The sequence below is a fragment of the Aeromonas sp. 62-46 genome (assembly GCF_001898585.1).
Lineage (GTDB): Bacteria > Pseudomonadota > Gammaproteobacteria > Enterobacterales > Aeromonadaceae > Aeromonas > Aeromonas caviae.
Genome location: NZ_MKUI01000045.1, coordinates 1 through 25,313 on the forward strand (window position 1 = coordinate 1; position 25,313 = coordinate 25,313).

21 protein-coding genes are annotated in these 25,313 nt (G+C 62.1%); 12 read left to right on the top strand and 9 right to left on the bottom strand.

The features are described from left to right. A partial coding sequence (locus BGO64_RS13580) for a type I secretion C-terminal target domain-containing protein (protein WP_286700842.1) occupies positions 1–5,592 on the top strand: 5,592 nt, incomplete at its 5' end. Positions 5,593–5,760: 168 nt separating this feature from the next. Here BGO64_RS13580 and mdtH read toward each other — a convergent pair. Then, positions 5,761–6,954 carry a multidrug efflux MFS transporter MdtH gene (mdtH, locus tag BGO64_RS13585; RefSeq protein ID WP_029314794.1) on the bottom strand — a complete coding sequence of 398 codons (1,194 nt, stop codon included), beginning with the start codon at positions 6,952–6,954 and terminating at the stop codon, positions 5,761–5,763. A gap of 202 nt (positions 6,955–7,156) precedes the next feature. Here mdtH and BGO64_RS13590 point away from each other — a divergent pair, with 202 nt between their 5' ends. Further along, positions 7,157–8,056 (top strand): LysR family transcriptional regulator, encoded by a 900-nt coding sequence (locus BGO64_RS13590; RefSeq protein ID WP_029314793.1) that lies wholly within the window; start codon positions 7,157–7,159, stop codon positions 8,054–8,056. Positions 8,057–8,113: 57 nt separating this feature from the next. On the opposite strand, the gene BGO64_RS13595 is transcribed toward BGO64_RS13590, so the two are convergent. Next, the gene (locus BGO64_RS13595; protein WP_286700843.1) at positions 8,114–9,886 is read right to left on the bottom strand and encodes a M4 family metallopeptidase; all 1,773 of its coding nucleotides are present in this window, start codon (positions 9,884–9,886) and stop codon (positions 8,114–8,116) included. Between the two features lie 351 nt (positions 9,887–10,237). Here BGO64_RS13595 and BGO64_RS13600 point away from each other — a divergent pair, with 351 nt between their 5' ends. From BGO64_RS13600 to putP, 8 genes are all read left to right on the top strand, one after another. After that, entirely contained in the window at positions 10,238–10,792 is a 555-nt protein-coding gene (locus tag BGO64_RS13600; RefSeq protein WP_041215761.1) for a GNAT family N-acetyltransferase, read from the top strand. Between the two features lie 37 nt (positions 10,793–10,829). Beyond that, entirely contained in the window at positions 10,830–11,384 is a 555-nt protein-coding gene (locus tag BGO64_RS13605; RefSeq protein ID WP_286700844.1) for a GNAT family N-acetyltransferase, read from the top strand. A 174-nt stretch (positions 11,385–11,558) separates the two neighbouring features. Next, entirely contained in the window at positions 11,559–12,665 is a 1,107-nt protein-coding gene (locus tag BGO64_RS13610; RefSeq protein ID WP_010675527.1) for a 1-acyl-sn-glycerol-3-phosphate acyltransferase, read from the top strand. 309 nt (positions 12,666–12,974) lie between these two features. Then, a complete protein-coding gene (locus BGO64_RS13615) occupies positions 12,975–13,445 on the top strand; it encodes a NanQ anomerase/TabA/YiaL family protein (protein WP_043156325.1) in 471 nt (156 codons plus the stop codon). 218 nt (positions 13,446–13,663) lie between these two features. Then, the gene (locus BGO64_RS13620; protein ID WP_010675525.1) at positions 13,664–14,863 is read left to right on the top strand and encodes an acetate kinase; all 1,200 of its coding nucleotides are present in this window, start codon (positions 13,664–13,666) and stop codon (positions 14,861–14,863) included. 131 nt (positions 14,864–14,994) lie between these two features. Further along, entirely contained in the window at positions 14,995–16,236 is a 1,242-nt protein-coding gene (locus tag BGO64_RS13625) for a mechanosensitive ion channel family protein (protein ID WP_010675524.1), read from the top strand. A 185-nt stretch (positions 16,237–16,421) separates the two neighbouring features. Next, positions 16,422–17,348 carry a L,D-transpeptidase family protein gene (locus BGO64_RS13630; RefSeq protein WP_010675523.1) on the top strand — a complete coding sequence of 309 codons (927 nt, stop codon included), beginning with the start codon at positions 16,422–16,424 and terminating at the stop codon, positions 17,346–17,348. Between the two features lie 274 nt (positions 17,349–17,622). Next, positions 17,623–19,131, top strand: coding sequence for a sodium/proline symporter PutP (putP, locus tag BGO64_RS13635; RefSeq protein WP_266110009.1), 1,509 nt, complete (start codon positions 17,623–17,625; stop codon positions 19,129–19,131). Between the two features lie 71 nt (positions 19,132–19,202). On the opposite strand, the gene BGO64_RS13640 is transcribed toward putP, so the two are convergent. The 6 genes from BGO64_RS13640 to BGO64_RS13665 all read right to left on the bottom strand — a co-directional run bounded on the left by BGO64_RS13640 (position 19,203) and on the right by BGO64_RS13665 (position 23,156). Beyond that, complete coding sequence (locus BGO64_RS13640) at positions 19,203–19,808, bottom strand: NAD(P)H-dependent oxidoreductase (RefSeq protein WP_286700845.1); 606 nt, start codon at positions 19,806–19,808, stop codon at positions 19,203–19,205. Between the two features lie 54 nt (positions 19,809–19,862). Further along, entirely contained in the window at positions 19,863–20,294 is a 432-nt protein-coding gene (locus BGO64_RS13645) for a MerR family transcriptional regulator (protein ID WP_286700846.1), read from the bottom strand. A 255-nt stretch (positions 20,295–20,549) separates the two neighbouring features. After that, positions 20,550–21,188: a hypothetical protein gene (locus tag BGO64_RS13650; protein WP_286700847.1), complete on the bottom strand. Its 639-nt coding sequence runs from the start codon at positions 21,186–21,188 to the stop codon at positions 20,550–20,552. Positions 21,189–21,274: 86 nt separating this feature from the next. Continuing rightward, positions 21,275–21,703, bottom strand: coding sequence for a VOC family protein (locus tag BGO64_RS13655; RefSeq protein ID WP_286700848.1), 429 nt, complete (start codon positions 21,701–21,703; stop codon positions 21,275–21,277). Between the two features lie 380 nt (positions 21,704–22,083). Further along, the gene (locus BGO64_RS13660; protein WP_042865004.1) at positions 22,084–22,677 is read right to left on the bottom strand and encodes an MliC family protein; all 594 of its coding nucleotides are present in this window, start codon (positions 22,675–22,677) and stop codon (positions 22,084–22,086) included. A 110-nt stretch (positions 22,678–22,787) separates the two neighbouring features. Then, complete coding sequence (locus BGO64_RS13665) at positions 22,788–23,156, bottom strand: DUF2061 domain-containing protein (protein ID WP_048206987.1); 369 nt, start codon at positions 23,154–23,156, stop codon at positions 22,788–22,790. 181 nt (positions 23,157–23,337) lie between these two features. Between BGO64_RS13665 and BGO64_RS13670 the strand changes: the two genes are divergently transcribed. Next, positions 23,338–23,559, top strand: a complete 222-nt coding sequence (locus BGO64_RS13670; protein WP_039040192.1) for a hypothetical protein — start codon at positions 23,338–23,340, stop codon at positions 23,557–23,559. A gap of 110 nt (positions 23,560–23,669) precedes the next feature. Here BGO64_RS13670 and BGO64_RS13675 read toward each other — a convergent pair whose 3' ends face one another. Beyond that, positions 23,670–24,266, bottom strand: coding sequence for an FMN-dependent NADH-azoreductase (locus tag BGO64_RS13675; protein ID WP_139737355.1), 597 nt, complete (start codon positions 24,264–24,266; stop codon positions 23,670–23,672). A 109-nt stretch (positions 24,267–24,375) separates the two neighbouring features. Between BGO64_RS13675 and BGO64_RS13680 the strand changes: the two genes are divergently transcribed. Then, positions 24,376–25,305, top strand: a complete 930-nt coding sequence (locus tag BGO64_RS13680; RefSeq protein ID WP_286700849.1) for a LysR family transcriptional regulator — start codon at positions 24,376–24,378, stop codon at positions 25,303–25,305. Positions 25,306–25,313: the final 8 nt, after the last annotated feature.

Consider the following 25,313-nt stretch of genomic DNA (forward strand, 5'->3'; position numbering starts at 1 on the left):
AAGGACGGCAGCTACAGCGATCTCAACGGCAACGTGGGCACTGGCGGCAGTGACGACACCGCGATCGACACCCAGGCACCCAATGCCCCGACCGTGGTTATCGTGGATGATGCCAACAACGACCAGATGCTGACCAAGGCCGAGATTGGCAATGATCAGATCCAGGTACGCGCCGGGATCAATCACGCAGACCTGGTTGCGGGCGGCAAGGTGACGCTGACCATCAACAATGGTGGGGTGAACAGCACTGTCCAGTTGACGCTCAAGGCCGATGGCACCCTGCTGGCAAGCAATGGCAAGAGCTACGGCTATCAGAATGGCACCATCAGCTGGACGGAGACGACCCCGGCCAACGGCAAGTCGTTGACGGTGACGGCGACCCAGACCGACAAGGCGGGCAACGTCTCCCTGCCGGGCAGCGACAACGCGCAGATCCTGAATGAAGCGCCGGAGACGGCAAACAAGCAGGCAAACGGTCAGGAAGATGCCGCCAGCATCGCCATTCCGACCCTCAGTGGCAGCGACATTGATGGCAACGTGGTGAGTTTCACCATCAAGAGCCTGCCTGCCAACGGCATCCTCTATCTGAACGGGGCGGCTGTGACGGTGGATCAGAGCATTGCGGTGGCGGACGCCGGCAAGCTCACTTTCACTCCGAATGCGAACTGGAACGGCAACACCACCTTCAACTATGCGGCGGTAGACAACGACGGCGCCGTGGATGCGAGTCCCGCAACCGTGACCATCAAGGTGGATGCGGTCAACGATCTGCCGACGCTGACCATCTCCAATGGGGCTGTCGTCTCCGAAGAGGGGCTGGCAAACGGTATTGCCGACACGGTCGGCAACCCGGATACCACCAATGCCATCAAGGCGTCCGGTACCCTCTCGGTGGGCGACATCGACAGCAGCACGCTCAACATCTCCCTGAACGGACCGGCCGGGCTGACGTCCGGTGGGGCCAAGGTCCAATGGAGCTGGGATGCGGGCAGCAAGACGCTGGTCGGCTACACGGGGGCGATTGGCGGCGCCGATTACAAGGCGGTGGTCGAGGTCAAGCTGACGGCACCCAATGCCAGCGGCAAGGGAGAGTGGACCTATGACGTGACCCTCAAGGGCCCCCTCGACCACGGGGATACGACCTCGGAAGACAAGCTGTCGTTCCAGCTGGACGTGGAGGTCTCCGATGGCAGCGGTGTCACCAAGGGCAAGCTGGATGTCAGCGTCGAGGACGACTCCCCCATTGCTGGCAACAGCGATGCCGTTTCCGTGGTGAAGACCGATATTCCGAACGTGCTGACCGGGCTCTTCGACCTGACCAAGTACAGTGGCAACCAGAGCACCCTGAACATGGCGGGCTTTACCATCAGCGCCCTGGGCTTCAAGTCGGCAACCGATTCCTCACTGGTAACGGCGGATGTCAACGGCTCCAGCTCGGGGCTGGGGGTGGCCAGCGGTGCTGCGCCTTACCACAACCTTGCCAACGAGATTGACTTCCGTCACTTTGCCGACGGATCGTCCGCCTCCGAGCAGCTGATCGTCAGGCTGGATGCGGGCAAGGTTGCCTACGGCGCCAACATCAAGTTCAGCAAGATGTTTGGCGGCGAGCTGGAGAGCGGGGTCGTGGAGTTCTATCGCGGTGGTGTGCTGATCAGCACCCTGGTATTCAACTCCAACGCATCGGGTGGGGAGTTCAACCAGAACTTCCAGGTGCAGCAGGGTGGCTTCGATACCATGGTGATCAAGGCGACCAACAACGGCAACACCAATACCTCCGACAACAGCGACTTCACCGTACAGAGCATCGAGTTCCTCGGTGCCAACACGGCGCAGGCCATCGCCTATGGTTCCGGCACCGTGACCCCGCAGTGGGGGGCGGACGGCAAGGGCTCCATCGGGCTGGTGCTGGACCCGGCGACCTTCGAGAATGGTCTGCGGACGGCTTCCGGCTCAGCCATCGCCATCACCGCCAGCGGGGCCAATACCCTGCTCGGGAAGGATGCGGGCGGCAACCTCGTCTTCAAGCTGGAGTTCACACCAGCCACCGGCAAGTGGGAGTTCTTCCAGTACCAGCGCATGTCCAAACCCCTGGGTGATGGTGACATCGACTTCCAGATCCGGGTGGTGGATGGTGACGGTGACGCCAGCATTGGCTCCTTCGCCACCAAGCCTCTCTTCACGCCGTTGGTTCAGGGTGTCTCCAGCGAGAGCGTGACTGAAGGGGGCAACCTGTTGCACAAGGTCACCTTGTCCGATGCGACCCAGGAAGCGACCGAATACGATTTCGCCATTCGCGGATCGGGCAACAACCCCGCCTCCAACCAGGACTGGGGCAATGCCCAGTTCAGCAACGGCGTGACCTACAACAGCACCACCGGCAAGATCACGGTACCGGCGGGCGTGACAGACTTCACGGTGACCATCCCGACGGTAAACGATCGCCTGGTCGAGACGAACGAGACCCTCTCGGTGACCATCGGTGGTCAGAGCGGGACCGGTACCATAGTGGACAATGATCGGGCGCCGACGGCGGCTGGCGGCCACAGCACCGGTGCCGAAGATCAGCCCCAGGTCCTGACCTGGGCCCAGTTCGGTGCCAGCGATGATCAGGACGCGACCGATCTCGGGGTGCAGATCAACACCCTGCCGCTGAACGGTACCCTCGAATACCTCAATGCGGCTGGGCAGTGGGTTGCGGTGCAAACCGGATCCCTCATCTCCTATGCCGAGGTGAACGCAGGCCATCTGCGCTTCGTGCCCGGTCTGAACGAATCGAGCACCCATGCCGCCAACGGCAACGGCGCCGTGGTCGGCAACATGAAGGGCGACTATGCCAGCATCGGCTATCAGATAAGCGACGGTGCCAACCTCAGCAACGGCAGCAAGCTGGTGATCGACGTGGCGGCGGTGGCCGACAAGCCGACCGTCAACCTGAGTCTGGTGGGCAACGGTATTCCCCTTTACAACCTGAGCTTCCCGAGCGCGGGGATCACCACGGGCCAGTTCCAGTCCGGCAACTTCGACAAGGGGGCCCTCGGGATCACCAAGACCCTGACCGATAGCTCTTCTGGGCAGGATCAGGTCAATGGCACCAGCGGCAACGACTACATCGTGAGCCAGAAGGGTGGTGGCGACAGCCTGGTCGGCAACCAGGGGAATGACATTCTGGTGGGCAGCGATGCCATCCAGGGCGATTCCCTCTATGGTGGTGAAGGCAACGACATCCTGGTCTCCGGTCTTGGCAATGACGGCCTCTATGGCGGGACTGGCACGGATATCGCCGTGCTGCCCGGCAATCGTGCCGACTACTCCATCAAGAAGGGCGAGGGTTATTCGAACAACGACAAGTGGTTCGACTTCGTCGTGTCCGAGCGAGGCGTCGGGGTGACCAAGGCCCTGCACGACATGGAATATGTCCAGTTCGCAGACGGCATCTACCAGATCAACCAGACCACGGGTGAGCTGACCCTGGTTCCGCCGACCAAGGTGGATTACCCGGTCGAGCTGACGGCCTCTCTCACCGACAGGGATGGCAGCGAGGTGTTTGACAGCCTGGTGCTGAGCGGCATGCCCAAAGGCTCCGAGCTCTACAAGGGCAGCCAGTTGCTGGGTACCGTCGGGGACGATGGCAAGCTGACCTTCACCGCGTCGGACAAGCTGTGGAGCAGCAATGCACTGGATCTGAATCTGAGCGGCCTGACTCTGCGGGTACCGGGTGACAAGGCGGGCCTGGTCAATCTCAAGGTCGATGTCATCGCCAAGGAGGTCGGGACCGATCTGACCAGTACCGCGACCGATGACGACAGCATCCGCCTGAGCTACTTCAACGCCACCGAAGGGGAGCCGGGGGACCAGAACCGGACCTATGGCAGCGAGCACAATATCGTGGTGGGGGATCTGGATGGCAGCGTGATGCTGCCGGGCCAGAACTACAACCTCGCCTTCATGATCGACACCTCGAGCAGTATCGGTTCGTCGGCGATGAAGACCATCCGGGATCAACTGACCCAGGTGTTCAAAGAGCTCCAGGCGAGTGCTGGCAAGGAGGCGGCGGGCAAGGTCAACGTCTTCCTGATCGATTTTGATACTCAGGTCAATCGTTCCGTCAGCGTGGATCTCAAAGATCCCAATGCGTTGAAGCTGCTGGGTGATGTACTGACCAGCATGGATGGTACCTCGGGGCTGACCAACTACGAGGATCCGCTCAAGGTCACCTCCAACTGGTTCAACAGCGACCTGGCCAAGAACAACACCAATGCGAAGAATCAGGCCTATTTCATCACCGATGGGGCTCCGAACTCCTACTTCTACAACGAAGAGATCAATCCGGTGGTGAACACCAAGACCCAGGAAGGTCTGGATACCTTTGTCAACGTCAACAACTACGTACCGGGTACGGCCTTCTACGCCAATATCGGGGGCACCCAGCGGGTGATTGTGGATGCCAGCGGTAACGTCAAGCAGTGGTCACAGAACGGAAATGGTAACTGGGGCTCCCAGAACATCGGCAAGATCAAGGCGCAAGGGGATGGAACCTTCGAGATCTCAACCAGTTACACCTCGGGGTCGACCAACAGCACGGCACGGGACAACGCATTGAATGTGCTGCCGCTGCTGGAGGCAAACAATGTGGTGCTGGCGGCCATCGGGATCGGCAGCGGGGTATCGAGCGATATTCTCAAGCTGTTTGATAGCGACAAGGTCGTACAGTCCAATGTGTCTGCCTCCGATCTCGCCAATGCCATTCTGGGGACGCCGGTCAGCAACCTGCCCGGCGTTGACAGGCTGGATGGCGGTGCGGGCGACGACATCCTGTTTGGCGACGCGGTACGCTTCACCGGCATCAGCGGGGAAGGGTATGCGGCGATCAAGCAGTATGTGAGTGGCAAGCTGGGGGCAGGGTCGGTGACCGATGCCCAGGTGCACGCCTACATCACGGATCATGCCAGCGAGTTCGATCAGTCGTCGACCAATGACAAGGGTGACACCCTCCTCGGCGGTGATGGCAATGACATCCTGTTCGGTCAGGGGGGTGATGACTTCCTGTACGGCGGTGCCGGCAACGACACCTTGTTCGGTGGTAGCGGCAACGACACCCTCTATGGGGAGAGCGGCAACGATCGCCTCTATGGTGGCAGTGGCAACGACACCCTCTATGGCGGTACCGGCAATGACATATTGAGCGGCGGGCTGGGCAACGACATCCTGATCGGGGGGGCCGGCAACGACATCCTCATGGGGGATGCAGGTGCCGATACCTTCACCTGGCTGAAGGGGGATACTGAGGCTGGCAAGGTGGCCAAGGACTACATCGTCGATTTCAGCAAGTCGGAAGGGGACAAGCTGGATCTGAGCGACTTGCTCGACAGCGATGGTAGCAAGAGCGAGAGCTCCCTGAAGAGCCTGCTCTCGGTGTTCCAGGACAGCGAAGGGGTGCATCTGCAAGTCAAGGAGAGCAGTGCCGCGCCGGTGACCCAGGAGATAGTGCTGATGAACCACACCTTCGACACTCTGACGGGCGGTTCAGGGACGACTGCCAACCAGGTGATCGACTTCATGTTGCAAAACAACATGTTGGATATCAACAAGTAACAGCCAAGCGGGCTGGGCAAAAGCGGCAGAGCAATCTGCCGCTTTTTTTATGGGGGATTTTCGGGTGGATGGACGCAGACGAGGGGGAGGGCAATGCAAGATGAAGGTGAAAAAAGGGCGCCCTTCAAGAGAAGGGCGCCCGGGGTAGACGGGATGATTACCAGAGGATCAGGCGTTGACCCCTGCCAGGCGGGAGCCGCGCTGGAAGCAGTTGGCCAGCAGCAGCAAGGTGGTGACACCGACGGTGCCGAGCACCAGCCAGGGCAACCAGGGTTGCCCCTGGGCCATGGCGTAGTCGTGCAGGGCGCCGCCCCCCACGTAACCCGTCATGCCCCCCAGCGCCAGCCCCAGTCGGCTGAAGCCCATGTAGCTGCCCCGCGCCCCCGGTTGTGCCAGCTTGGTCATCAGGGTTTCCCGCGCCGGCTCGGCGATGACGATGCCGAGATAGAAGCAGGCGAGCAGCAGGAAGACGGCGGGCAAGGTGGTGGCAAAGGCCACCAGCCCGATCCCCGTGGTCATCAGCAGCACCCCCGCCATCAGGCGGTTCTCCAGCTTGAAGTGGCGCTCGCCGAACCGGGCAAGGGGGTAGAGCAGGGCCAGGGAGATGGCCGTCTCCAGGGTGTACATCCAGCCCACCGCCGTGGTGCTGCCTGCCATCTGTTTGACGAGAATGGGGAAGATCAGCATGACCTGCACCCAGAGCGCGTAGTAGCCGCTTAAGATCAGCACCAGTCGGCAGAAGGCCTTGTCCGCCAGCACCTGGCCGAGGCCGTCCCGGATCGGCGTCGGGCGCACCGAAAGCTTGTAGGGGGGCAGGATCAGCAGGTTGCACAGGGCGGCGCAGACGAACAGGCCGGCACCCAGCAGGCAGACATATTCAAAATCGAAGTTCAGCAGCCAGCTGCCGAGCAGGGCTCCCACCACGGCGCCGGCGCTCTCCAGCATCATCAGCAGGGAGATGTAGCGACCCCGCTCCCGTGGCCGGGTGAACTTGATCACCAGGGCGGCGCGGGGGGGATCGAACAGGCAGCCACCCAGCCCCGAGATGATGCAGGAGAGGATCAGTTCCAATCCGCTCTGGGCATAGGCCAGGCTGGCAAACCCCAGCGCCCGCAGCAGCATGCCGCAGACGATGAGGGGGCGCGCCCCGAACTTGTCGGCGAGGGAGCCGCCAAAGACCCCCAGCCCTTGCTGGGTAAGCTGACGCAGCCCCAGTGCCAGTCCGACCACACCGGCGGCCCAGCCCAGTTGGTCGACGAAGCGCAGGCTGATCATGGGCATCACCACGAAGAAGCCCAGGATCACCAGCAGGGAATCCAATGCCAAGAACCACCGCCCCAACCGCCTCGCCCGATCCACCATGACCCTGATACCTCTGTTTGCTTCGCTGATATTGTTGTCTTTCTTGCCCGAACGGCGCCGTCACCAAACAGAGCCAAGGGGGATGACAACTCCCTGGCTCGGTGGCGTTCAGCCGGTTCATGACGATTGATGCTGCTATTCTGGTGGGGCTCCAGATATAGTGGTAGCCGACAACTGGCTATATTTCATATTGGATTTGGTTATGGCTATGACCCTCGACGATTTGCAACTGCTGCTGGATGTGGCCAACCGTGGCAGCTTCAGCAAGGTGGCCGCCATTCGCGGCTGGTCACAACCCATGGTGAGCCAGCGCATTGCCGTGCTGGAGCAGGAGCTGGGTCAGTCCCTGTTCCGTCGCCATCGTCGGGGGGCCACCCCGACCCCGGCCTGCGAGCAGTTTCTGCCTGCCGCGACTGCGGCCCTGAGCGCACTGGAAGGGGGGCGGCTGGCGATGCAGGGGGCGCCTGCATTGCCGCGGATCCGGCTTTCCTGCCTCCCCTCCCTGACCACGGCGGTGTTCGGCCCCCTGCTGCTGGCCCTGGTGGACGAGACCTTCGAGATCCGCTGCAACACGGATCACTCTGGCATCATCATGCAGGAGTTGCTGACCGGCGAGACCGACGTGGGCTTCATTCTCAAGTGCCCTGCCATCGCGGGCATCCAGCTCGAACTGCTTTACCGTTCCCCGATCATCGCCGTGGCCTGCGCCACCCACCCGCTGGCCGGGCGGCAAGGGCTGACCCTGCAGGACATTGCCAACGAGCGGCTGGCGCCCCAGCAGTGGGGGACGGGCTGCGACGAGCTGATCCTGCAGTTGCGTCTGCTGCGCCAGGTGGCGAGCCCGCTGCACGCCATCCAGCCAGCGAGTGCGGCGCGGGAGCTGGCGCTGGAGCACGGCTTCATCACCCTGATGCCGGCGCTCGCCATCACCCGGGATCTGGAGTTCGGTCGCCTGGTGAAGCTGGACGTGGTGGATCTGCCACCGGATCACTGGGACGTGATGATGGCCTGGCGCAGCGGCAAGCGCCCCAATCCCGCCAAGGAGCGGGTGCTGGAGGCGGCCCGTACCCTGGCCCGGCGCTGGTCGGGCAAGCGGACATAAAAAAGCGCCGGACCAGGCCGGCGCTCTTCGCTAATTCCCCTTGATGCCCGCTCAGACTCAGTAGCTGGCCTTGAGGGTGACGCCGGAGAAGGCGCTGAACCCGCTCAGCTGCACGTGCCAGGTCCCCGCCTTGGGGGCGTTCAGGGTACAGGTTTCGGCATTGCCGCTCTTGTAGGGGCGGCAGTCATAGCTGCTGGCGGTCGGCGCGCTGCCGAACTTCACGTAGAGATCCGCATCCCCGCTGCCGCCGCTGCTGGTCACCACCAGCTGGCTTCTGCCGGCGGGCACCTCGACGGTGAAGTTCAGCTTGCCCCTCTTGGCGGCGGTGAGATTGCTCACCGGTACCCCGTTTTGCAGCACGCTGCCCGGTTGGGGCGTGGTGCCGCCGCAGGTGGCATTGACCCCGACGGCGGTGAAGGCGGCTGCCACGTCGCTCACGCTGTAGCCGAGATCCGTGGCGGCCCTGGTCACCCCGCACGCCCCCTGATCGAAGGTGGTGTTGGGGCCCCAGTAGAGGCGGTTGGCCAGCACGAACACCTCGAACGCCTTGCGGGTTTGCCAGCCGCTGGTGTTGGCCAGCAGGTAGAAGGCGCGGTTGTAGACCCCGGAACTGTGGTGCACGTCGATGCCGTCATAGTAATCGCTGGCGTGGCCGATGGACTTGCCGTCCCGGGCCGGGTCCTCGAAGTAGCGCAAGGAGCCGTTGCCCTTGAAGATCTGGGCCCCCACCAGCCAGTCGTTGCTGCCCTTCATGTAGTATTCGGCCGCTTCCCCCGCCATGTCGGAGAAGGCCTCGTTGATGCCGCCAGACTGACCGGAGTAGACCAGTCCTGAGTTCTGCTCGGTGAAGCCATGGCTCACCTCGTGGGCCGCCACATCCAGGCTCACCAGCGGATAGAAGGTGGTGGCCCCGTCGCCGAAGGTCATCTGGCTGCCGTCCCAGAAGGCGTTCTCGTAGTTGCGGCTGTAGTGCACCCGCATCTTGAGCTTGAAGCTCAGCGGCGCCGTGTTGTACCAGTTGCGGTACATGTCGAACACCACGTTGCCGAAGTAGTGGGCATCGTTGAGAGGGGAATAGGCACCGTTGATCTCCTTGACCGTGTTCTCCGGGCAGGTGAACTGGTGGATGGTGCCCCCCGTGGTGCCGTGATTCATGTTGAGGGTGTCCACGTTGGTCCCCGTCATGCGGCAGTTGTCATCTACCTGCAGGGGGCCAAAGTCGGCGCCGTAGAAATACTTGCCGGTCTTGACGTTGCCTCCCGGGCCGGTGGCGTCCTTGTGGTTGATCCCCTCCCAGCGTTTGAGCTCGCTGCCGGTCTGGGCGTCGATCATCACGAAGGGGCGGCTCGGTTCCTTGCTGGCGGCGAGCCAGGAGACCAGATAGACCAGTCTGGCCTGGCCGGTCTCATCCTGCATCACGAACAGCTTGACCTGTTCGTTGCTCCCCTTGGCACCGCTGCGAGCCTGGCGTGCGGCGTCGCTGGCGGAGAGGGCAACGGCCGGGCCCGTCAGGTCGGCATCGATCTTGCGCAGCATGGTGCCGGACACCTGATTGACCTGGCCCCCCAGCGCCTGATCGGCCACCAGAACCTGGCCCCACACCGGAATCCCCTGCCAGGTCTGCTCATAGCGTATCCGCTGCTGGCCATTGGGCAGCGTCACCGCCCGCACCTTGCGAAACTCGCCATCCCCGGCGCCAAGGGCGCCAATCTTGGCGGCGCCACTCACCGCACCGGCCAGGTCGGAGACCTGGTTCACTTCCACCTGTTCTGCCGCCATGGCGGCGCTTCCCCAGCAGGCCAGCATGACGGCCAAATAGACTTTGTTCATCTCGTCTTTCCTTAGTCGATGAAGATTACACGCCGGGTCCGTTGCCCGGCGCTCTTACACTAGTGGGAAGGGGGGAAATAACGGCCTGTCATTTGTCACAGGGCAGCGAAAACAGGTAGCACGATTCACTTTTACAGCGTCAATCATCCACAAATACTAGTAATGGCAGCATGTTGAACCGCTGTGAGGGGTGATTGATGACCTTGGGATCAAGGTGCCCGCATGGGGATCGCCATATGGGGGTTGCCAGGGGGGAAGTCGGTTGAAAAGTCCTTGGCAAACAAGGGATTGATTGACTACATTGGCTCCCATGACGGCAGATGGCCGGAGCGGAACCGGGGAGGAGTGGCGATGTTTTCATGGCAACTGGATGACGAGCTGGCGCTCCTGTTCCTGCAACCCGACATGGCCAGCGAGCTGTTTCGCCTCTGCCAGCGCAACCGCGATTACCTCTCCCAGTGGCTGCCCTGGGTACCCCACATCCAGCAGCCCGCCGACAGCGCCACCTTCATTCGCCACGCCATCGAGAAGTTTGCCCGGGGGGAGGGGCTGACCACGGCCATCGAGTATCAGGGGGAGGTGGTCGGCGTCATCGGTTACAACGAGATCGATCACGAGCTCGGCAAGGTGACCATCGGCTACTGGCTGGCGGAGCGCTGGCAGGGGCATGGCATCATCACCCGGGCCTGCCAGGCCCTGATCCATCACGCCTTCGAGGAGATGGGGATGGAGAAGGTAGAGATCAGCGCCGCCCTCGAGAACGAGGCGAGCCGGGCCGTGTGCGAGCGGCTGGGAATGACCCAGGAGGGGATCACCCGGCGGGCGGAGCGGCTGGCGGACAGGGTGGTGGATCATGTGCACTACGGCCTGCTGCGGGACGAGTGGCTGAGGCTGAGGGATCTCTGATGACCCTTTTGTCTGCTTCCAACCCCCGGAGTGTGAGATGACGACGTTGCCCCACATTGCCACCCCCCGTACCCGGCTGACCGTGCTGACCCCGGAGCGGGCCTGCCTGATGGTGGATTTCTATCTGCGCAATCGCACCCACCTGTCCCCCTGGGAGCCCAGGCGGGAGGAGAGCTTCTACACCCTCGCCCACTGGCAGACCCGCTTGCGCGACGGTTACGGCCACTATTTCGAGGGCAGTGCCGTGCAACTGGTGGCGCTCGATCCCAGGGGGGAGCGGGTGCTCGCCACCTGCAATTTCACGAACATTGTGATGGGCATGTTCAAGGCGTGCCACCTGGGCTATGCCATCGACAAGGAGCACGAGGGGCAGGGCCTGATGCAGGAGGTGGTGGCCGCCGGCATCGATCACCTGTTCCGGGAGCGGGGCCTGCATCGCATCATGGCCAGCTACATGCCCGCGAACCTGCGAAGCGGCGCGCTCCTCGAACGGCTGGGGTTCGAGCAGGAGGGGTACGCTCGGGACTATCTGATGATCAACGGCCGCTGGGAGGACCACGTCCTCACCGCGCTCATCAACCCCGCTGGCTAGCGCAGCCGTTGTAGAAAGGGGGGCTGGCGGGTGACCGCCATCGCTTTTTCACTGCAAGATCGCACTATCTGTACGCCTCTCATACCCCTGGGGATAAAAGCGTGTAAAATTGCGCCCTGAATTTTCCCGGCCGGCAGACGCAGGCCGCGACTCCATACATGCAAGGCAGACATTGTGACAGAAGTAGATAGATTCGCGGACATTCGCCCCTATCGCGATGAAGAAGTACCGGCTGCCATCGAGCGGCTGATCCAGGATGACGAGTTTATCGGCGCCATCGCCAAATACCGCTTCGGTTCCCTGATGAGCTGGCTGGGTTGGGCCATTCGCCCGCTGATCCGCCAGTTCCTGCGCCACAAGTGGGCCAAGGTCAGCACCATCCATCAGGTACAGATGGGGGTGACCCGCTACATGACCCGGATGATCGCCACCTCCACCCAGGGAGTGAGCTTCTCCGGGCTCGAACACCTCAAGAAGGAGCAGGGCTACCTGTTCGTCTCCAACCACAGGGACATCGCCATGGATCCGGCGTTCGTCAACTGGGGACTGCACACCCACGGTTTCGATACCGTGCGCATCGCCATCGGCGACAACCTGCTGCGCAAGCCCTGCGCCACCGAGCTGATGAAGCTCAACAAGAGCTTCATCGTCAAGCGCTCTGCCAAGGGACCGCGGGAGATGATGAAGGCCCTCGGAGAGCTGTCGGCCTACATCGGCCAGTCGGTGCACGAGGGGCACTCCATCTGGATCGCCCAGAAGGAGGGGCGCGCCAAGGACGGGGACGACAAGACGGATCCGGCCATCCTCAAGATGTTCTACGTGGACGGCAAGAAGCAGAAGATCGAGTTCGTCGACTACATGCGCAGTCTCAACATCGTGCCGGTGAGCATCAGCTACGAGCTGGATCCCACCGACAAGGCCAAGGCGCGCGAGCTCTACGAGAAGTCGGTCAACGGCAGCTACGAGAAGGGCGAGTTCGAGGACATCGAGAGTATCGTCGCGGGCATCGTCGGCCAGAAGGGGCGGGTACATGTCTCCTTCGGCGCCCCCATCACCGAGGGTTTCAGCGATCCGGACGAGCTGGCGGCGCTCATCGACAAGGCGATCTGGAGCAGCTATCGCCTCTTCCCGGGCAACTACCTCGCGGCGGATGTGCCCGGCAAGGCCAGCACCATAGAGCAGAGTGCCTTCCTGACTCGCCAGTCCGAGGTGCCACAAGAGCACAAGGCCATCTGGCGCGCCATGTACGCCAAGCCGGTGGAAAACGCCGGCAAGGTTTGAATGGCACCGCTTTGAGCGGGTGATGGAAAAAAAACGGGAGCAGATGCTCCCGTTTTTGCGTCTGGTCAAAGTCGGGGGAGATTGGGTAGTGAATAATATTGTTTCAACTGGTACGATCATCGGGTGAATGGGCGAGTATCTCTTGGCAGGGGCGGACGAGTATGCAACAGTGACTCGGCGCCATCGGCTAGGAAGCGACAGCGCCCCCGTCTGCACGAATGGCAGACGAGACGATAAAAGGACCTTCAATGGTCCTTTTTCATTGGTGCACAAAGATAGACCACAGATATATCTAAGGATGCGAACCTCATGATCACCGGCAGTCTGGATACCTTGCAACGCACCCCCTTGCCCGCCCCCCTGAACCGTATCGTGGCCGAGGTGGTGCAAAGCGTCGAACGCTGGCTGCACGCCCCCCTCGGCAAGCAGGAGGTCGACGGCCTCATGCTGTTCTGCCTGGTGAGCGAGGATCTGACAGAGCCGGTGGCGGATCGCCGGGGCGAGTTTCATGAGCAGTATCTGGACATCCAGCTGCTGCTGCGCGGCGAGGAGTGGATCGGCGTGGGCCCTCACGCCTACAGCCGGGACGGTGCCGATCATCCTCACCCCGATCTCTGGTTCGTCGATGACGAGCAGACCAGTTATCTGGCGTTGCAGCCCGGCGACTTCGCCATCTTCTGGCCGGGAGAACTGCATCGCCCTCTCTGTACCCTGACGACCCCAGGTCCGGTCAAGAAGCTGGTCGTCAAGGTTCACCAGTCGCTGCTGACCGGCGCCTGAGTGGCAACCGGGGCCTGGAGTCCCGAGTGATTGGGCCAACAGAGGCCCGTTGCGAATCGCTGATTCGACGCGCGCGCCAGACGAACGGTCTGCGCCCAACGATTTGAAAAATTGGACGCACCCTCCTGCGACCATAAGCCCCCGGCAGGGGAATCCCATCCATCGCTGGATGACACGACACTGTCGGCGTAAAGCCGAAGCACAGGAAGATGTAGAACATGAGCAAGTTGGTATTGATCCTTAACTGCGGTAGCTCTTCCCTGAAATTTGCCGTAATGGACGCTGAAACGGGCGAGGACATGCTGTCCGGCCTGGCCGAATGCTTCAATCTGGATGACGCACGTATCAAATGGAAACTCCACGGGGTCAAGGGCGACGCCATGCTGGGCGCCGGTGCCGCGCACCAGGAAGCCCTCGACCACATCGTGGGCCACATCCTGCCCCAGGATCCCGCCCTGGCCGATCAGCTGGTCGCCATCGGCCATCGCATCGTGCACGGCGGCGAGCAGTTCTCCCGCTCCGTGCGCATCGATGACGGCGTGATCGCCGGCATCGAAGCCGCCATTCCGTTTGCCCCCCTGCACAACCCGGCGCACCTCATCGGCATCCGTGCCGCCCTCAAGGTGTTCCCGGCCCTGGCCGACAAGAACGTGGCCGTGTTCGACACCGCCTTCCACCAGACCCTGCCAGAGGAAGCCTACCTCTACGCGCTGCCCTACAAGCTCTATCGCGAGAACGGCATCCGTCGTTACGGCGCCCACGGCACCTCCCACCGCTTCATCGCCGAAGAGACCGCCAAGGCGCTGGGCAAACCGCTCCATGAGCTCAACATCATCAACTGCCACCTGGGCAACGGTGCCTCCGTCTGCGCCATCAAGAACGGCGAGTCCGTCGACACCTCCATGGGGCTGACCCCGCTGGAAGGGCTGGCGATGGGCACCCGCTCCGGTGACATCGACCCTGCCATCGTCTTCTTCATGCACGACAACCTGGGTTACAGCGTGGACAAGATCAACCAGGTGCTGACCCGCGAATCCGGCCTGCTGGGCATGACCGAGGAGAGCAGCGACTGCCGCTACGTCACCGGCAACTACGCCACCGACGCCGGTGCCAAGCGTGCACTGGACGTCTTCACCTATCGCGTTGCCAAGTACGTCGGTGCCTATGCTGCCGCCATGGATGGTCGCCTTGACGCCCTGGTGTTCACCGGCGGCATCGGCGAGAACGCCGCCATGGTGCGCGAGATGGTGCTGGCCCGACTGGCCCTGCTCGGCTTCAAGATCGACAAGGAGGCCAACAACGCAGCCGTACTGGGCGGTGAAGGCCCCATCACCGTCGAAGGCAGCCGTCTGGCCCTGGTGATGCCCACCAACGAAGAGCTGGTGATCGCCCGTGATGCCCTGAGCCTGGTCGGCTAAGGCACCCTCTGGTGACGACAACGCCCGGCCCCTGCCGGGCGTTGTCGTTTCGGCAATAGTGATCGGCCTGTCATTTGACATGGGGGACCAGATGCGTACCCTGACCGCTGTGTGATATTGCGGAGGTAACGATGAAAGAGATGTTTTTCAACTGGTTGTCAGGCCTGGGGGTCGATGTAACCCCCATGATGGCCCTGGTGATTGCCCTGGGGTTCATCGTGCTGACCGCCATGGTGCTGCACCTGGTGCTGCACCGCATCCTGCTGGTGCGCCTGGTGGGGCTGCTTGGCAAGACCAAGCAGATGTGGCTGCCGCCCCAGTTGCAGCAACGCCTCTTCTACCGGCTCGCCTTCGTGTTCCAGGGCGCCGTGCTGCTCGGTCAGGCGGAGATCTGGCTGCCCAAAGCGTCCGAGAGCCTGGCGCTTATCGAGTTGCTGGCCCAGCTCTGGATCCTGCTGTTCCTGCTGCTGGCCCTGTTTGCTCTGCTCGACTGCCTGCTCTCCCTGAGCCGTCATACCCGGCTTGGGCGGGATCTGCCCCTGCGCGGCATCTTCCAGGGGGTGAAACTGGTGGCCAGCATCCTGGTGGGCATCCTGATGATCGCCCTGCTGCTCGGCAAGTCGCCGCTCTTCCTGTTCAGCGGCCTGGGGGCCATGACCGCGGTCCTGATGCTGGTGTTCAAGGACCCCATCCTGGGCCTGGTGGCGGGTATCCAGCTCTCCGCCAACCGCATGCTTAGCGTCGGTGACTGGCTGCAGATGGACAAGTACGGGGCGGACGGCGAGGTGACCGACATCGGCCTCACCACGGTCAAGGTGTCGAACTGGGACAAGACCATCACTACCATCCCTACCTATGCCCTCATCTCCGACTCCTTCAAGAACTGGCAGGGGATGACCGAATCCGGCGGGCGCCGCATCAAGCGCAGCGTCAACATCGACATGACCAGCGTGCGCTTCCTCACCTCGCAGGAGCAGTTGCAGCTCAAGCAGGCCAGGTTGCTGGCGCCCTACCTCAGCCGCAAGGAGCAGGAGCTCAGCAGCTACAACCAGCAGCTCAGCGATGCCATCAGCTGCCCCATCAATGGTCGCCACCTCACCAACCTCGGCACCCTGCGCGCCTATCTGGACGCCTACCTGCGGGCTCATGCGGGCATTCGCAAGGACATGACCCTGATGGTGCGCCAGTTGGCACCGACCACGGACGGCCTGCCGCTGGAGATCTACTGCTTCACGGCGACCACCGCCTGGGCCGAGTATGAAGGGATACAGGCTGATATTTTCGACCACATATTTGCGATAATTGAGCAATTCCATCTGCGTTTGCATCAGTCGCCAACCGGTTATGACATGCACAGTTGGAAAAACGGCTGATCCCGCTTATGACAAGGTGCCGCGGCGCAGCGCGGCACCGTATTTAATCACCGACCCGTCAGCACGTGGCGGTTGAAATTTGCATGGCAGAGGAGAAAAATGGCGGCCTTCTCTTCGCCCCGGGCGCGCCCGTCGCCTCCGCGCTGGCCAGAGTGCTGAACCACCCCCTTTATCACAGGAAAGTTATGAAGCTCCTCCACAACACGGCGGCCGCACTGTGCTGCTCCCTGATCCTGGCCGCCATGCCCGCCCTCGCCATCGAATATGCCCTGCCCGCAGCCAACAGCCGCCTGGTGGGGGAGAACCTGGACTACGTGGTGTCCCCGGAAGAGGCGGGCCAACCCCTGGAAGCGGCAGCGGCCAGATTCCAGCTCGGCTTGACCAACATGCTGGAAGCCAACCCCAAGGCAGACCCCCTGTTGCTGCAGGCGGGCGAGAAGCTGGTCGTGCCGCATCAGCTGATCCTGCCGGATGCCCCCCGTGAAGGCATCGTGCTAAACGTCGCCGAGATGCGCCTCTACTACTACCCCAAAGGCAAGAAGGTGGTGGAAGTGCTGCCGATTGGCATCGGCCAGCTCGGCACCGACACCCCGGAAGACTGGGTGACCAGCGTGCAGCGCAAGAAGGCGGGCCCGACCTGGACCCCGACCGCGAAGATGCACGCCGAGTACGCCGCCCGTGGCGAGACCCTGCCTGCGGTCTGGCCGGCCGGTCCGGACAACCCCATGGGGCTGTTCGCGCTCTACATCGGCAAGATGTACGCCATCCACGGCACCAACGCCCAGTTCGGCATCGGCCTGCGGGTGAGCCACGGCTGCGTGCGTCTGCGCAACGACGACATCGAGTACCTGTTCAAGCAGGTCCCGGTCGGTACCCGCGTCCAGTTCGTGAACCAGCCCATCAAGGCCTCTGTCGAGCCGGATGGCCGCCGCTACCTGGAAGTGCACCAGCCCCTCTCCCGCAACCAGGAGGAGTTCAACTCCAGCCTGCCGGCCCCGCTGCCCATGTCCACCGCCGTGACCCGCTTCATCGCCCACGCGGACAGCGACTCCCAGCTGGTCAAGCAGGCCCTGGAGCAGCGCAGCGGCATGCCCATCGCCATCAACCGCTGATCCCGCCCGTCGGTATTCCGAGCCCCGGCCACTGTCGGGGCTTTTTTATGGCGCGGGGGAGGGGATCATCAGGGTAAACCCTTGGCAGGTCGGGATAAAATCCGGCCTTATTGCAATTGAGTGGTTGCTTGGTTAGGTGTTAAACGTTTTCTATGTGTTTTTTATTTGTTAAAAGTGGTTGTGGTCCGGCGATCTGCTGATTACTCTAGGCCGGTTTTTTTAAGGAAGAGTCCGTCGCAAGAACGGGCACAGACGTCACATAACGGAGTTTTGAATGACAGCTAGCACCCCCATGCTCATCACCTTTCTGGTGTACATCCTCGGGATGGTGTTGATCGGCTTCATCGCCTATCGCGCCACCCGTAACTTTGACGACTACATTCTCGGCGGCCGCCGGATGGGGAGCTGGGTGACTGCCCTCTCCGCCGGTGCCTCCGACATGAGTGGCTGGCTCCTGATGGGCCTGCCTGGCGCCGTCTTCATCGGCGGCATCTCCGAGAGCTGGATCGCCATCGGCCTCATCATCGGCGCCTACTTCAACTGGCGCTGGGTGGCCGGTCGGCTGCGGGTTCACACCGAGAAGAACCGCAACGCCCTGACCCTGCCGGACTACTTCACCTACCGCTTCGAAGACAAGAGCCGGGTGCTGCGCATCCTCTCCGCCCTGGTGATCCTGCTGTTCTTCACCATCTACTGCGCCTCCGGCGTGGTGGCCGGTGCCCGCCTGTTCGAGAGCACCTTCGGCATGAGCTATGACACCGCCCTCTGGATCGGTGCCGCGGCCACCATCACCTACACCTTCTTCGGCGGCTTCCTCGCGGTAAGCTGGACCGACACCGTGCAGGCGACCCTGATGATCTTCGCCCTCATCCTGACCCCGGTGTTCGTCATCATCGCCGTGGGCGGCATCGACACCGCCATGGTGCAGGTGGCGGCGCAGAACGCCAGCAACCTCGACATGTTCAAGAACCTGGACTTCATCGCCATCATCTCCCTGATGGCCTGGGGCCTGGGCTACTTCGGCCAGCCCCACATCCTGGCGCGCTTCATGGCGGCGGACTCCCACCACTCCATGGCCAGCGCCCGTCGCATCAGCATGACCTGGATGGTGCTGTGCCTGGGTGGCGCCGTGGCCATCGGTTTCTTCGGCCTGGCCTACTTCTCCACCTTCACCGAGCAGGCGGGCGGCGTGACCGCCAACCCGGAGCGCGTCTTCATCGAGCTCTCCAAGATCCTGTTCAACCCCTGGATTGCCGGCGTGCTGCTCTCCGCCATCCTGGCGGCGGTCATGAGTACCCTCAGTTGCCAGCTGCTGGTCTGCTCCAGCGCCATCACCGAGGATCTCTACAAGCCCTTCCTGCGCAAGAACGCCTCCCAGAAAGAGCTGGTGTGGGTCGGCCGCGCCATGGTGCTGCTGATCGCCCTGGTGGCCATCGCCGTCGCCACCAACCCGGAAAACCGGGTGCTGGGGCTGGTGAGCTACGCCTGGGCCGGTTTCGGTGCCGCCTTCGGCCCCGTGGTGCTGCTCTCCGTGCTCTGGTCCCGCATGACCCGCAACGGCGCCCTGGCTGGCATGCTGGTCGGTGCCCTGACCGTCATCATCTGGAAGCAGTTCGGCTGGCTGGGTCTGTACGAAATCATCCCGGGCTTCCTGTTTGCCACCCTGGCCATCGTGCTGTTCAGCCTGCTGGACAAGGCCCCCTCCAAGGCCATGCAGGATCGCTTCGCAGAAGCCGAGCAGGAGTTCCAGAGCCCCATTGCAGACGCGATTGCGGCAAAATAACCCCCGCCTCGACGACAAAAGCCCCGCAACTGCGGGGCTTTTTAATGGGCAAAACATGCCCATGGCAGGGATTAGGCGGGGCGCCTGCCCAGCCGCTGCACATCCTGGCGGGCGGCGGCCCCGGCCTGGGCAAGCCAGCGCTGGCGGGCCCCCTCATCCGAGGTGTGGACGGGCCCCAGATGCTGGCGGTGGGTCAGCCGGATGCCGCACAGCCCCAGCACCGGCTTGTCCAGGGTGCGATCCAGGGGGGCACCCTGCCACCAGCGGTAATACCAGGGGGGGCTGTCCATGGTGAGCAGCAGGCGCGCCGTCTTGCCGGCGAGCAACTGCTCCGGGTACGCCTTCCCCGGCTGGTAGCGAAAGGCGAAACCCGGCAGCAGGGTGCGATCCAGCAGCCCCTTGAGCCGGGCAGGCAGGTGGCCCCACCAGACGGGGGCGACGATCACCAGATGGTGGGCTTGCGTCAGGCTCTGCTGCACCGCCTGCAGATCCGGTTCGAGGGGCTGCACCTCGTCATAGCCATGGTGAAGATCCGGCGCGAAGGCGAGCTCCCCCACGTGATGCAGGGTGACGCGCGCGCCCCCTTGCTCGGCGCTGCGGGCATACTCTCGGGCGAGGGCGTGGCAGAGGCTGTCGGGTTTGGGGTTGCCGTTGAGAACAAGCAGGTTGGGGGTCATGGTATGGCTCCTTGAAGTGAGCCCCCATTACACCCCTTGTCCCATGGGACAGAGTCAAGCCACCTTTTGACCCCGATCCGCGGCGGCGGGATGATCCCGCCCGTCGGGGGATTGCCGCGCCGGGGCGCCATAGCGGCAGGGGTGCTGCGCCAGCAGCGTGGCGCACTGGCTCAAGCCCTGATGCTGGCGTTGCAGCCTGGCGACCTCCGCCTCGATCTGCGCCAGCTTGTCCGCGATAAGCTGCTCCACCTTCTGCCAGGGGAAGTGGTCGAGGCTGGTGACGCCCGCGAGCAGGGGAACCAGCTCCCCGAGCTTGCAGCCAAGCCGCTGGGCCTCGCGGATAAAGCCGACCCACTCCAGATCCTCGGCCCGGTAGACGCGATACTTGCCGTGCCGCCTGGGCTCGGGCAGCAGCCCGAGCTGCTCGTAGAGGCGGACTGCCTTGGGAGTGGTGCCCGCCAGCCGGGCAAATTCGCCGATATACATGGTGTTGCTCGCAAAGGTTGTTCGAGTGGGGGCTCACTATAGGCCAGTGGCAGGGGGGATTACATCCCCAGGGGGGAGGGGCGCGCTGTTGGCACAGCAGATACTGTACAAGCAGCGCTGGCTTCTCGATGGGGGGCAGTGATAAGGGACAGCACCTTGTCAGGCAAGTCTGTTATGAAGGTGGTGGGTGTCGCTGGTTTAACTAAGCGGAATCGAGGCAAGTTTTAGCAGTTCCGCATTAGTTATTTGTTAAGTCTACAAATTTTCCATCATAGCTCCAAAATCATTCCATTTTTCCAAAACAACTTTATGTAATAATTTAGAAACTGAATCTATAGATTGACCGACTAAAAGCGCAGTAGAATTAAAACCTTGCAAGCTAGTATTCACTTCAATCTGCATGCTTCCTTTTCCGAATATATGGGAAATACCATCAATTGGGTTAGAGTATCCCTTGAAAAGTCCTTTCAATATACCACCCAACCCTGAGTTTGTTTCCAACACACTGAGGTGAACTACCGCTAAGGCACTTAATTTGTTAAGTGATTCGATGGTTGAATTAAGCTCATTAATTATGTTTGATTTGATAAACCCAGAAGGGAATTTACTTGATAGGTATGTTTGGGATTCAATGTCGGAGAAGCCTTTTTGTTTCAGCAAAAAATGAGCGTTATCCCTCAACTCTTTCTCAATTTCATTAAGGGCATTATGAAGGTTTGCTTGGATTTGGTTAGTATTTAGAGCAATTATAGCTCTCAAGGACACTTTTCTATCACTATTAGGGTTTGTAATGAATGGTGCTATATCGCTCAAAAATAACATATTGAATCTTGAATTTAGGGATCCTACATTTTCTTGGAATTTCCTTGCATCCCACATATTAGTAGAACTCATGCACAAACCCTTCCATTATTTTTAGTGAGGTGTAGCCACCTGGTTGCACTATGGCGAAGTCCATACCACCGGTGTTCTGTTATTTGCTAAAACCGAATTTCCACCGATTCTGCACTCCGCGTTGCCTCGCCGTGATACACAGCTTCGATATTATTGCCGTCCGGATCGAGGACAAAGGCGGCGTAATAGCCGGGGTGATAGACCCGCTCGCCGGGGGCGCCGTTATCCTGGCCGCCATGGGCCAGCGCTGCCTGATAGAAGCGATCGACTGTGGCGCGGTCCTGCGCCTGGAAGGCGAGGTGATGGCGACCGGTCAGTGCGCCGAGCGCAGCCGGGCTGTCGATGGCAGTGACAAAGAGCTCGTCAGCCCAGAAGTAACCCTCACCCGCGCCGCCGATTGGCACATCGAGGGTGGCCAGTATGGCCCTGTAAAAGCGCTCGCTAGCGGTCAGGTCTTTCACTACCAGCTGGAGATGGTCGATCAGCCGACCCCGATGCAGTGTGTGCGTTTCCATACATTCACTCCACTCGACATGGTTGAATCAGTCATTTACCTCTGACCGGTTGTGCCCTTTGGCGACGCAACCGCACTGGATTTCAGCTTCCAGCTTGCTGCGATTGACCAAAGGGGCGTGGTTGGCATGGCTCATGGGAGACTCCGACGAGACGTGTGTTGCCAATTGGCTATATTAATGGCCCGCGAGCGAAGGGAAAGGAGGAAATGGCGAATTGCCGGGCAAGATCAACAAATGGAGGCCAGCCCGAAAGCCTGGCGCTCGGGCTGGATTGGCGAGAGGGGGCTGGGCATAGGTAAAAGGGGGCGAGTGGCCACCAACTGGTGACCCTCTTGCTGCCTGTTCGGGAGTGGTTGCCCGGCCTCTGGCCGGGCCGGGGATCAGTTGCCCGGGATCTCGCTGCAGTTGAGGGTGGGCTGACCGTAGCGCTCCAGCATGGCGTCGCTCCCCTTGGTCCAGAGGGTGAGGTTTTGCCCCTCGTACCGGGCGCCGCTGGCGCTGGGGGTCTCATAGGCGAGCACCTGCTGCTGGTTGTTACCCTCGCTCAAATTGATCATGGCGGCGGGCCGCTTGGCCTCGTTATAGAAGTAGGTGGAGAGGGTGACGCTCTTGCCGCACTGATAATCGACCGGCGTCGGCACCCTCAGCTGGCCGCCTTTTATCTGCAACTCGGTGATCCGCAACTGGTAGCTCTCTTCCACGCACTGGCGCAGATCGCCCGCCTTCCAGCAGTCGTTGCGCCCCTTGATCCAGCCGCGCTGGATGGCGCGCTCGCTCTTCTGCTGCTCGGGGGAGAACCCGGCAATCGCCTTGGGATAGAGGGCTGACAGCTCGTTATCCAGCGCAGCCAGCCCGGCATCCTTGCAGATGAGGGTTTCGGCGGCGCCTTTCGCCTTGGCGCACTCGAAGGACGGGGTGGCCGCCGTGGCCAGCAGAGGGGAAAACAGCAGGGTTCCAAGCAAGATCTTGTTCATCGACAGGGCTCCAACAGGGGGCATGATGCCCCGTGATCAGAGCACACTTTACACCCGAAGGAGGCAGGAGCACCCCGTGTTTTTGGGTGCCGGGCGGCCCTGCATGGCAATCAGACGCCGGCCAGCGCCAAGGTCTGGCGGCTGCGCCACAGCCGCTCGTGGAAGAAGAAGACGACGGTGTTGATGGCAGGTTCTATCAGTGCCATCACGCCGCCGGTGAGCAGCTCGCCACTCAGCAGGTAGGCGACACCGAAGGCCACCGAGAAGTGGACCAGGGCGAAGCTGCTGGTCTTGGCCTGCAGGCTGTGCTCAGGCTTGAGCTTGTGCCAGCCAAGGTCGTGGAAGTAGAAGGCGACCGTGTTCACGGCGGGCTCAATGAGGGCGATCAGGCTGGCGGTGAGCAGTTCGCCGGTCAGCAGGTAAGCCACGGTGAAGGCGACACTGAAGTGCAGGATGGCGAAGCTGATGGTCTTTTTCATGGTGGTGTCTCCTCTGGCGATGAAGGCAGTATCACCCAGAATCCCATCAAATGAAAACCATTCTCATCTATCGGCGAAATAGAAAATGCCTATCGACCAGGGGGAGGCACCACCAGATAGGGAGTTGCCCGGGACCGCAACGGCGCTAGAGTGTGCCTTTTGCCATGAAAAAGGAGCTTTCATGACCATCAACTCCAACCTGTTTGTTCTCTTCATGCTGCTGCTGATGATCGTCGTCGGCGTGGTGGCCTGGCGACTGGCCCGGCGCAAGAGCCGCCACCCGGGGCTCGTCACCTTCCTGTGCGTACTGCTCTGCCTGGTGCCGCCCTTTGCCCTGCTGGCGCTGCTCATTCTGGCGCTCTGGCGGGACATGCCCGCAGGCGCCGATGCCAGGCAAGCCTAGTCTCTCCCGCTACTGCCGCAGTTATAGAAAAGCCCCTTGCGGGGCTTTTTTATTTGGAATGTCCCGCGCAGCAGGTGGCCGGTTGGAAGGGGCAAGATCGGGTGATGGCCCTACCTGCCTAGGTCAGCGATTCGAGCATGGGCCTCGCGCATTCCCTGCTCCGCCCCGTGGGGGCGCAGATCCATCCCCTCTGCGTAGACGAAGTCCACCGGGATGCCCATCAGGCCGAGCACGGACTTGAGGTAGGGGGTGACCGCATCTGTCGTCTGTCCTTGATGCACGCCGCCGCGGCTGCTGAACACCAGGGCGTTGACCCCCTCCACCAGCCCCATGGGGTAGGTGTCGGTGTAACGGAAAGTCACCCCGGCCCGTGCCACCAGATCGAACCAGTTCTTGAGGGGTGTCGGTACATTGAGGTTGTACATGGGGGCGCCGATCAGCAGCAGGTCGGCGGCCTTGAGTTCGGCAATCAGCCGATCCGACAGCGCCACCGCCTGCCGGATGGCCTCATTGGCCGGTTCAGCCCCGCGCAGGGCGTGAAACAACGGGCTGTCGAGGACGGGCAAGTCGAGGGCGGTCAGGTCGCGCACCACCACCTGGTCCTGATGGCCCTGTTCCCGGCGTGTTTGCAGGAAGCGCTCCATCAACTGGTTGGTGCGGGATGCGGGGCCGTTGAGGCTGGATTGCAGCAGCAGGATCTGGCTCATGAGGGGAACTCCATCTGAAACGTGTGAAGAATGAAGGGAGCTTACCAGTCATTTTTTTCCGCAGTGCTGATAGTATTTCGCCATATTGGTTCCAAAAGGTATGCAATAGATGGCAAACACGCTCAACGGCATCGATCTCTTCGCCACCGTGGTGGAGGCGGGCAGCTTCGCCCAGGCGGCGGAGCGGCTTCACCTCACCCGCTCGGCGGTGGGCAAGGGGGTGGCGCGGCTGGAGCTGCGTCTCGGCGTGCAACTGTTTCATCGCACCACCCGCAGCCAGAGCCTGACCGAGGAGGGGGCGCTCTTCTATCGCCACTGCCTGCGGGCGCTGGAGGAGGTGCGTCTTGGGGAAGCGGCGCTGGCCAGCAACAAGCTCACCCTCAACGGCAGATTGAAGGTCTCCATGCCGGTGCTGTTCGGCCAGCAGTGCGTGGCCCCCATTTTGCTGGCACTGGCGAAGGCGCATCCCGGGCTGGCCCTGGAGCTGTCGTTCAGCGATCGCAAGGTGGATCTGGTGGAGGAGGGGGTGGATCTGGTGATCCGCAACGCAGAGCCGCCGGACAGCCTGGATCTGGCGGCGCGCAGGCTCGGGGAGCACGGCATGACGCTCTGCGCCTCGCCCGCCTATCTGGCCGAGCGGGGGGAACCTGTGACCCTGGCCGAGTTAGCGGAGCACGAGTGCATCGCCTATCTGCGCCAGGGGCGGGTGCTGTCGTGGTGGTGGCAGGAGGCCGAGGCATGGCGCGAGGTTCAACCCAGAGGGCGGTTGCAGATGGACGATCTCAACGCCATCACCCAGGCGGCCATCGCGGGCTTTGGTCTCGCCTGGCTGCCGACCTGGCTGGTGCGGCCTCACCTTGAGCGGGGCGAGCTGCGCGAGCTGCTGGCCCGATTGCCGGGTCGGCGCTATCCCATCAACGCCCTCTGGCCCCGTGGTCCGCATCTGCCCCTCAAGACCCGGCTCGCCATCGACTGGCTGGCGAGCCGGCTGCCCGAGCGGCTGGCCAGGGTGAGCGGGCCGGATCATCTGCCCCAATGAAAAAGGGC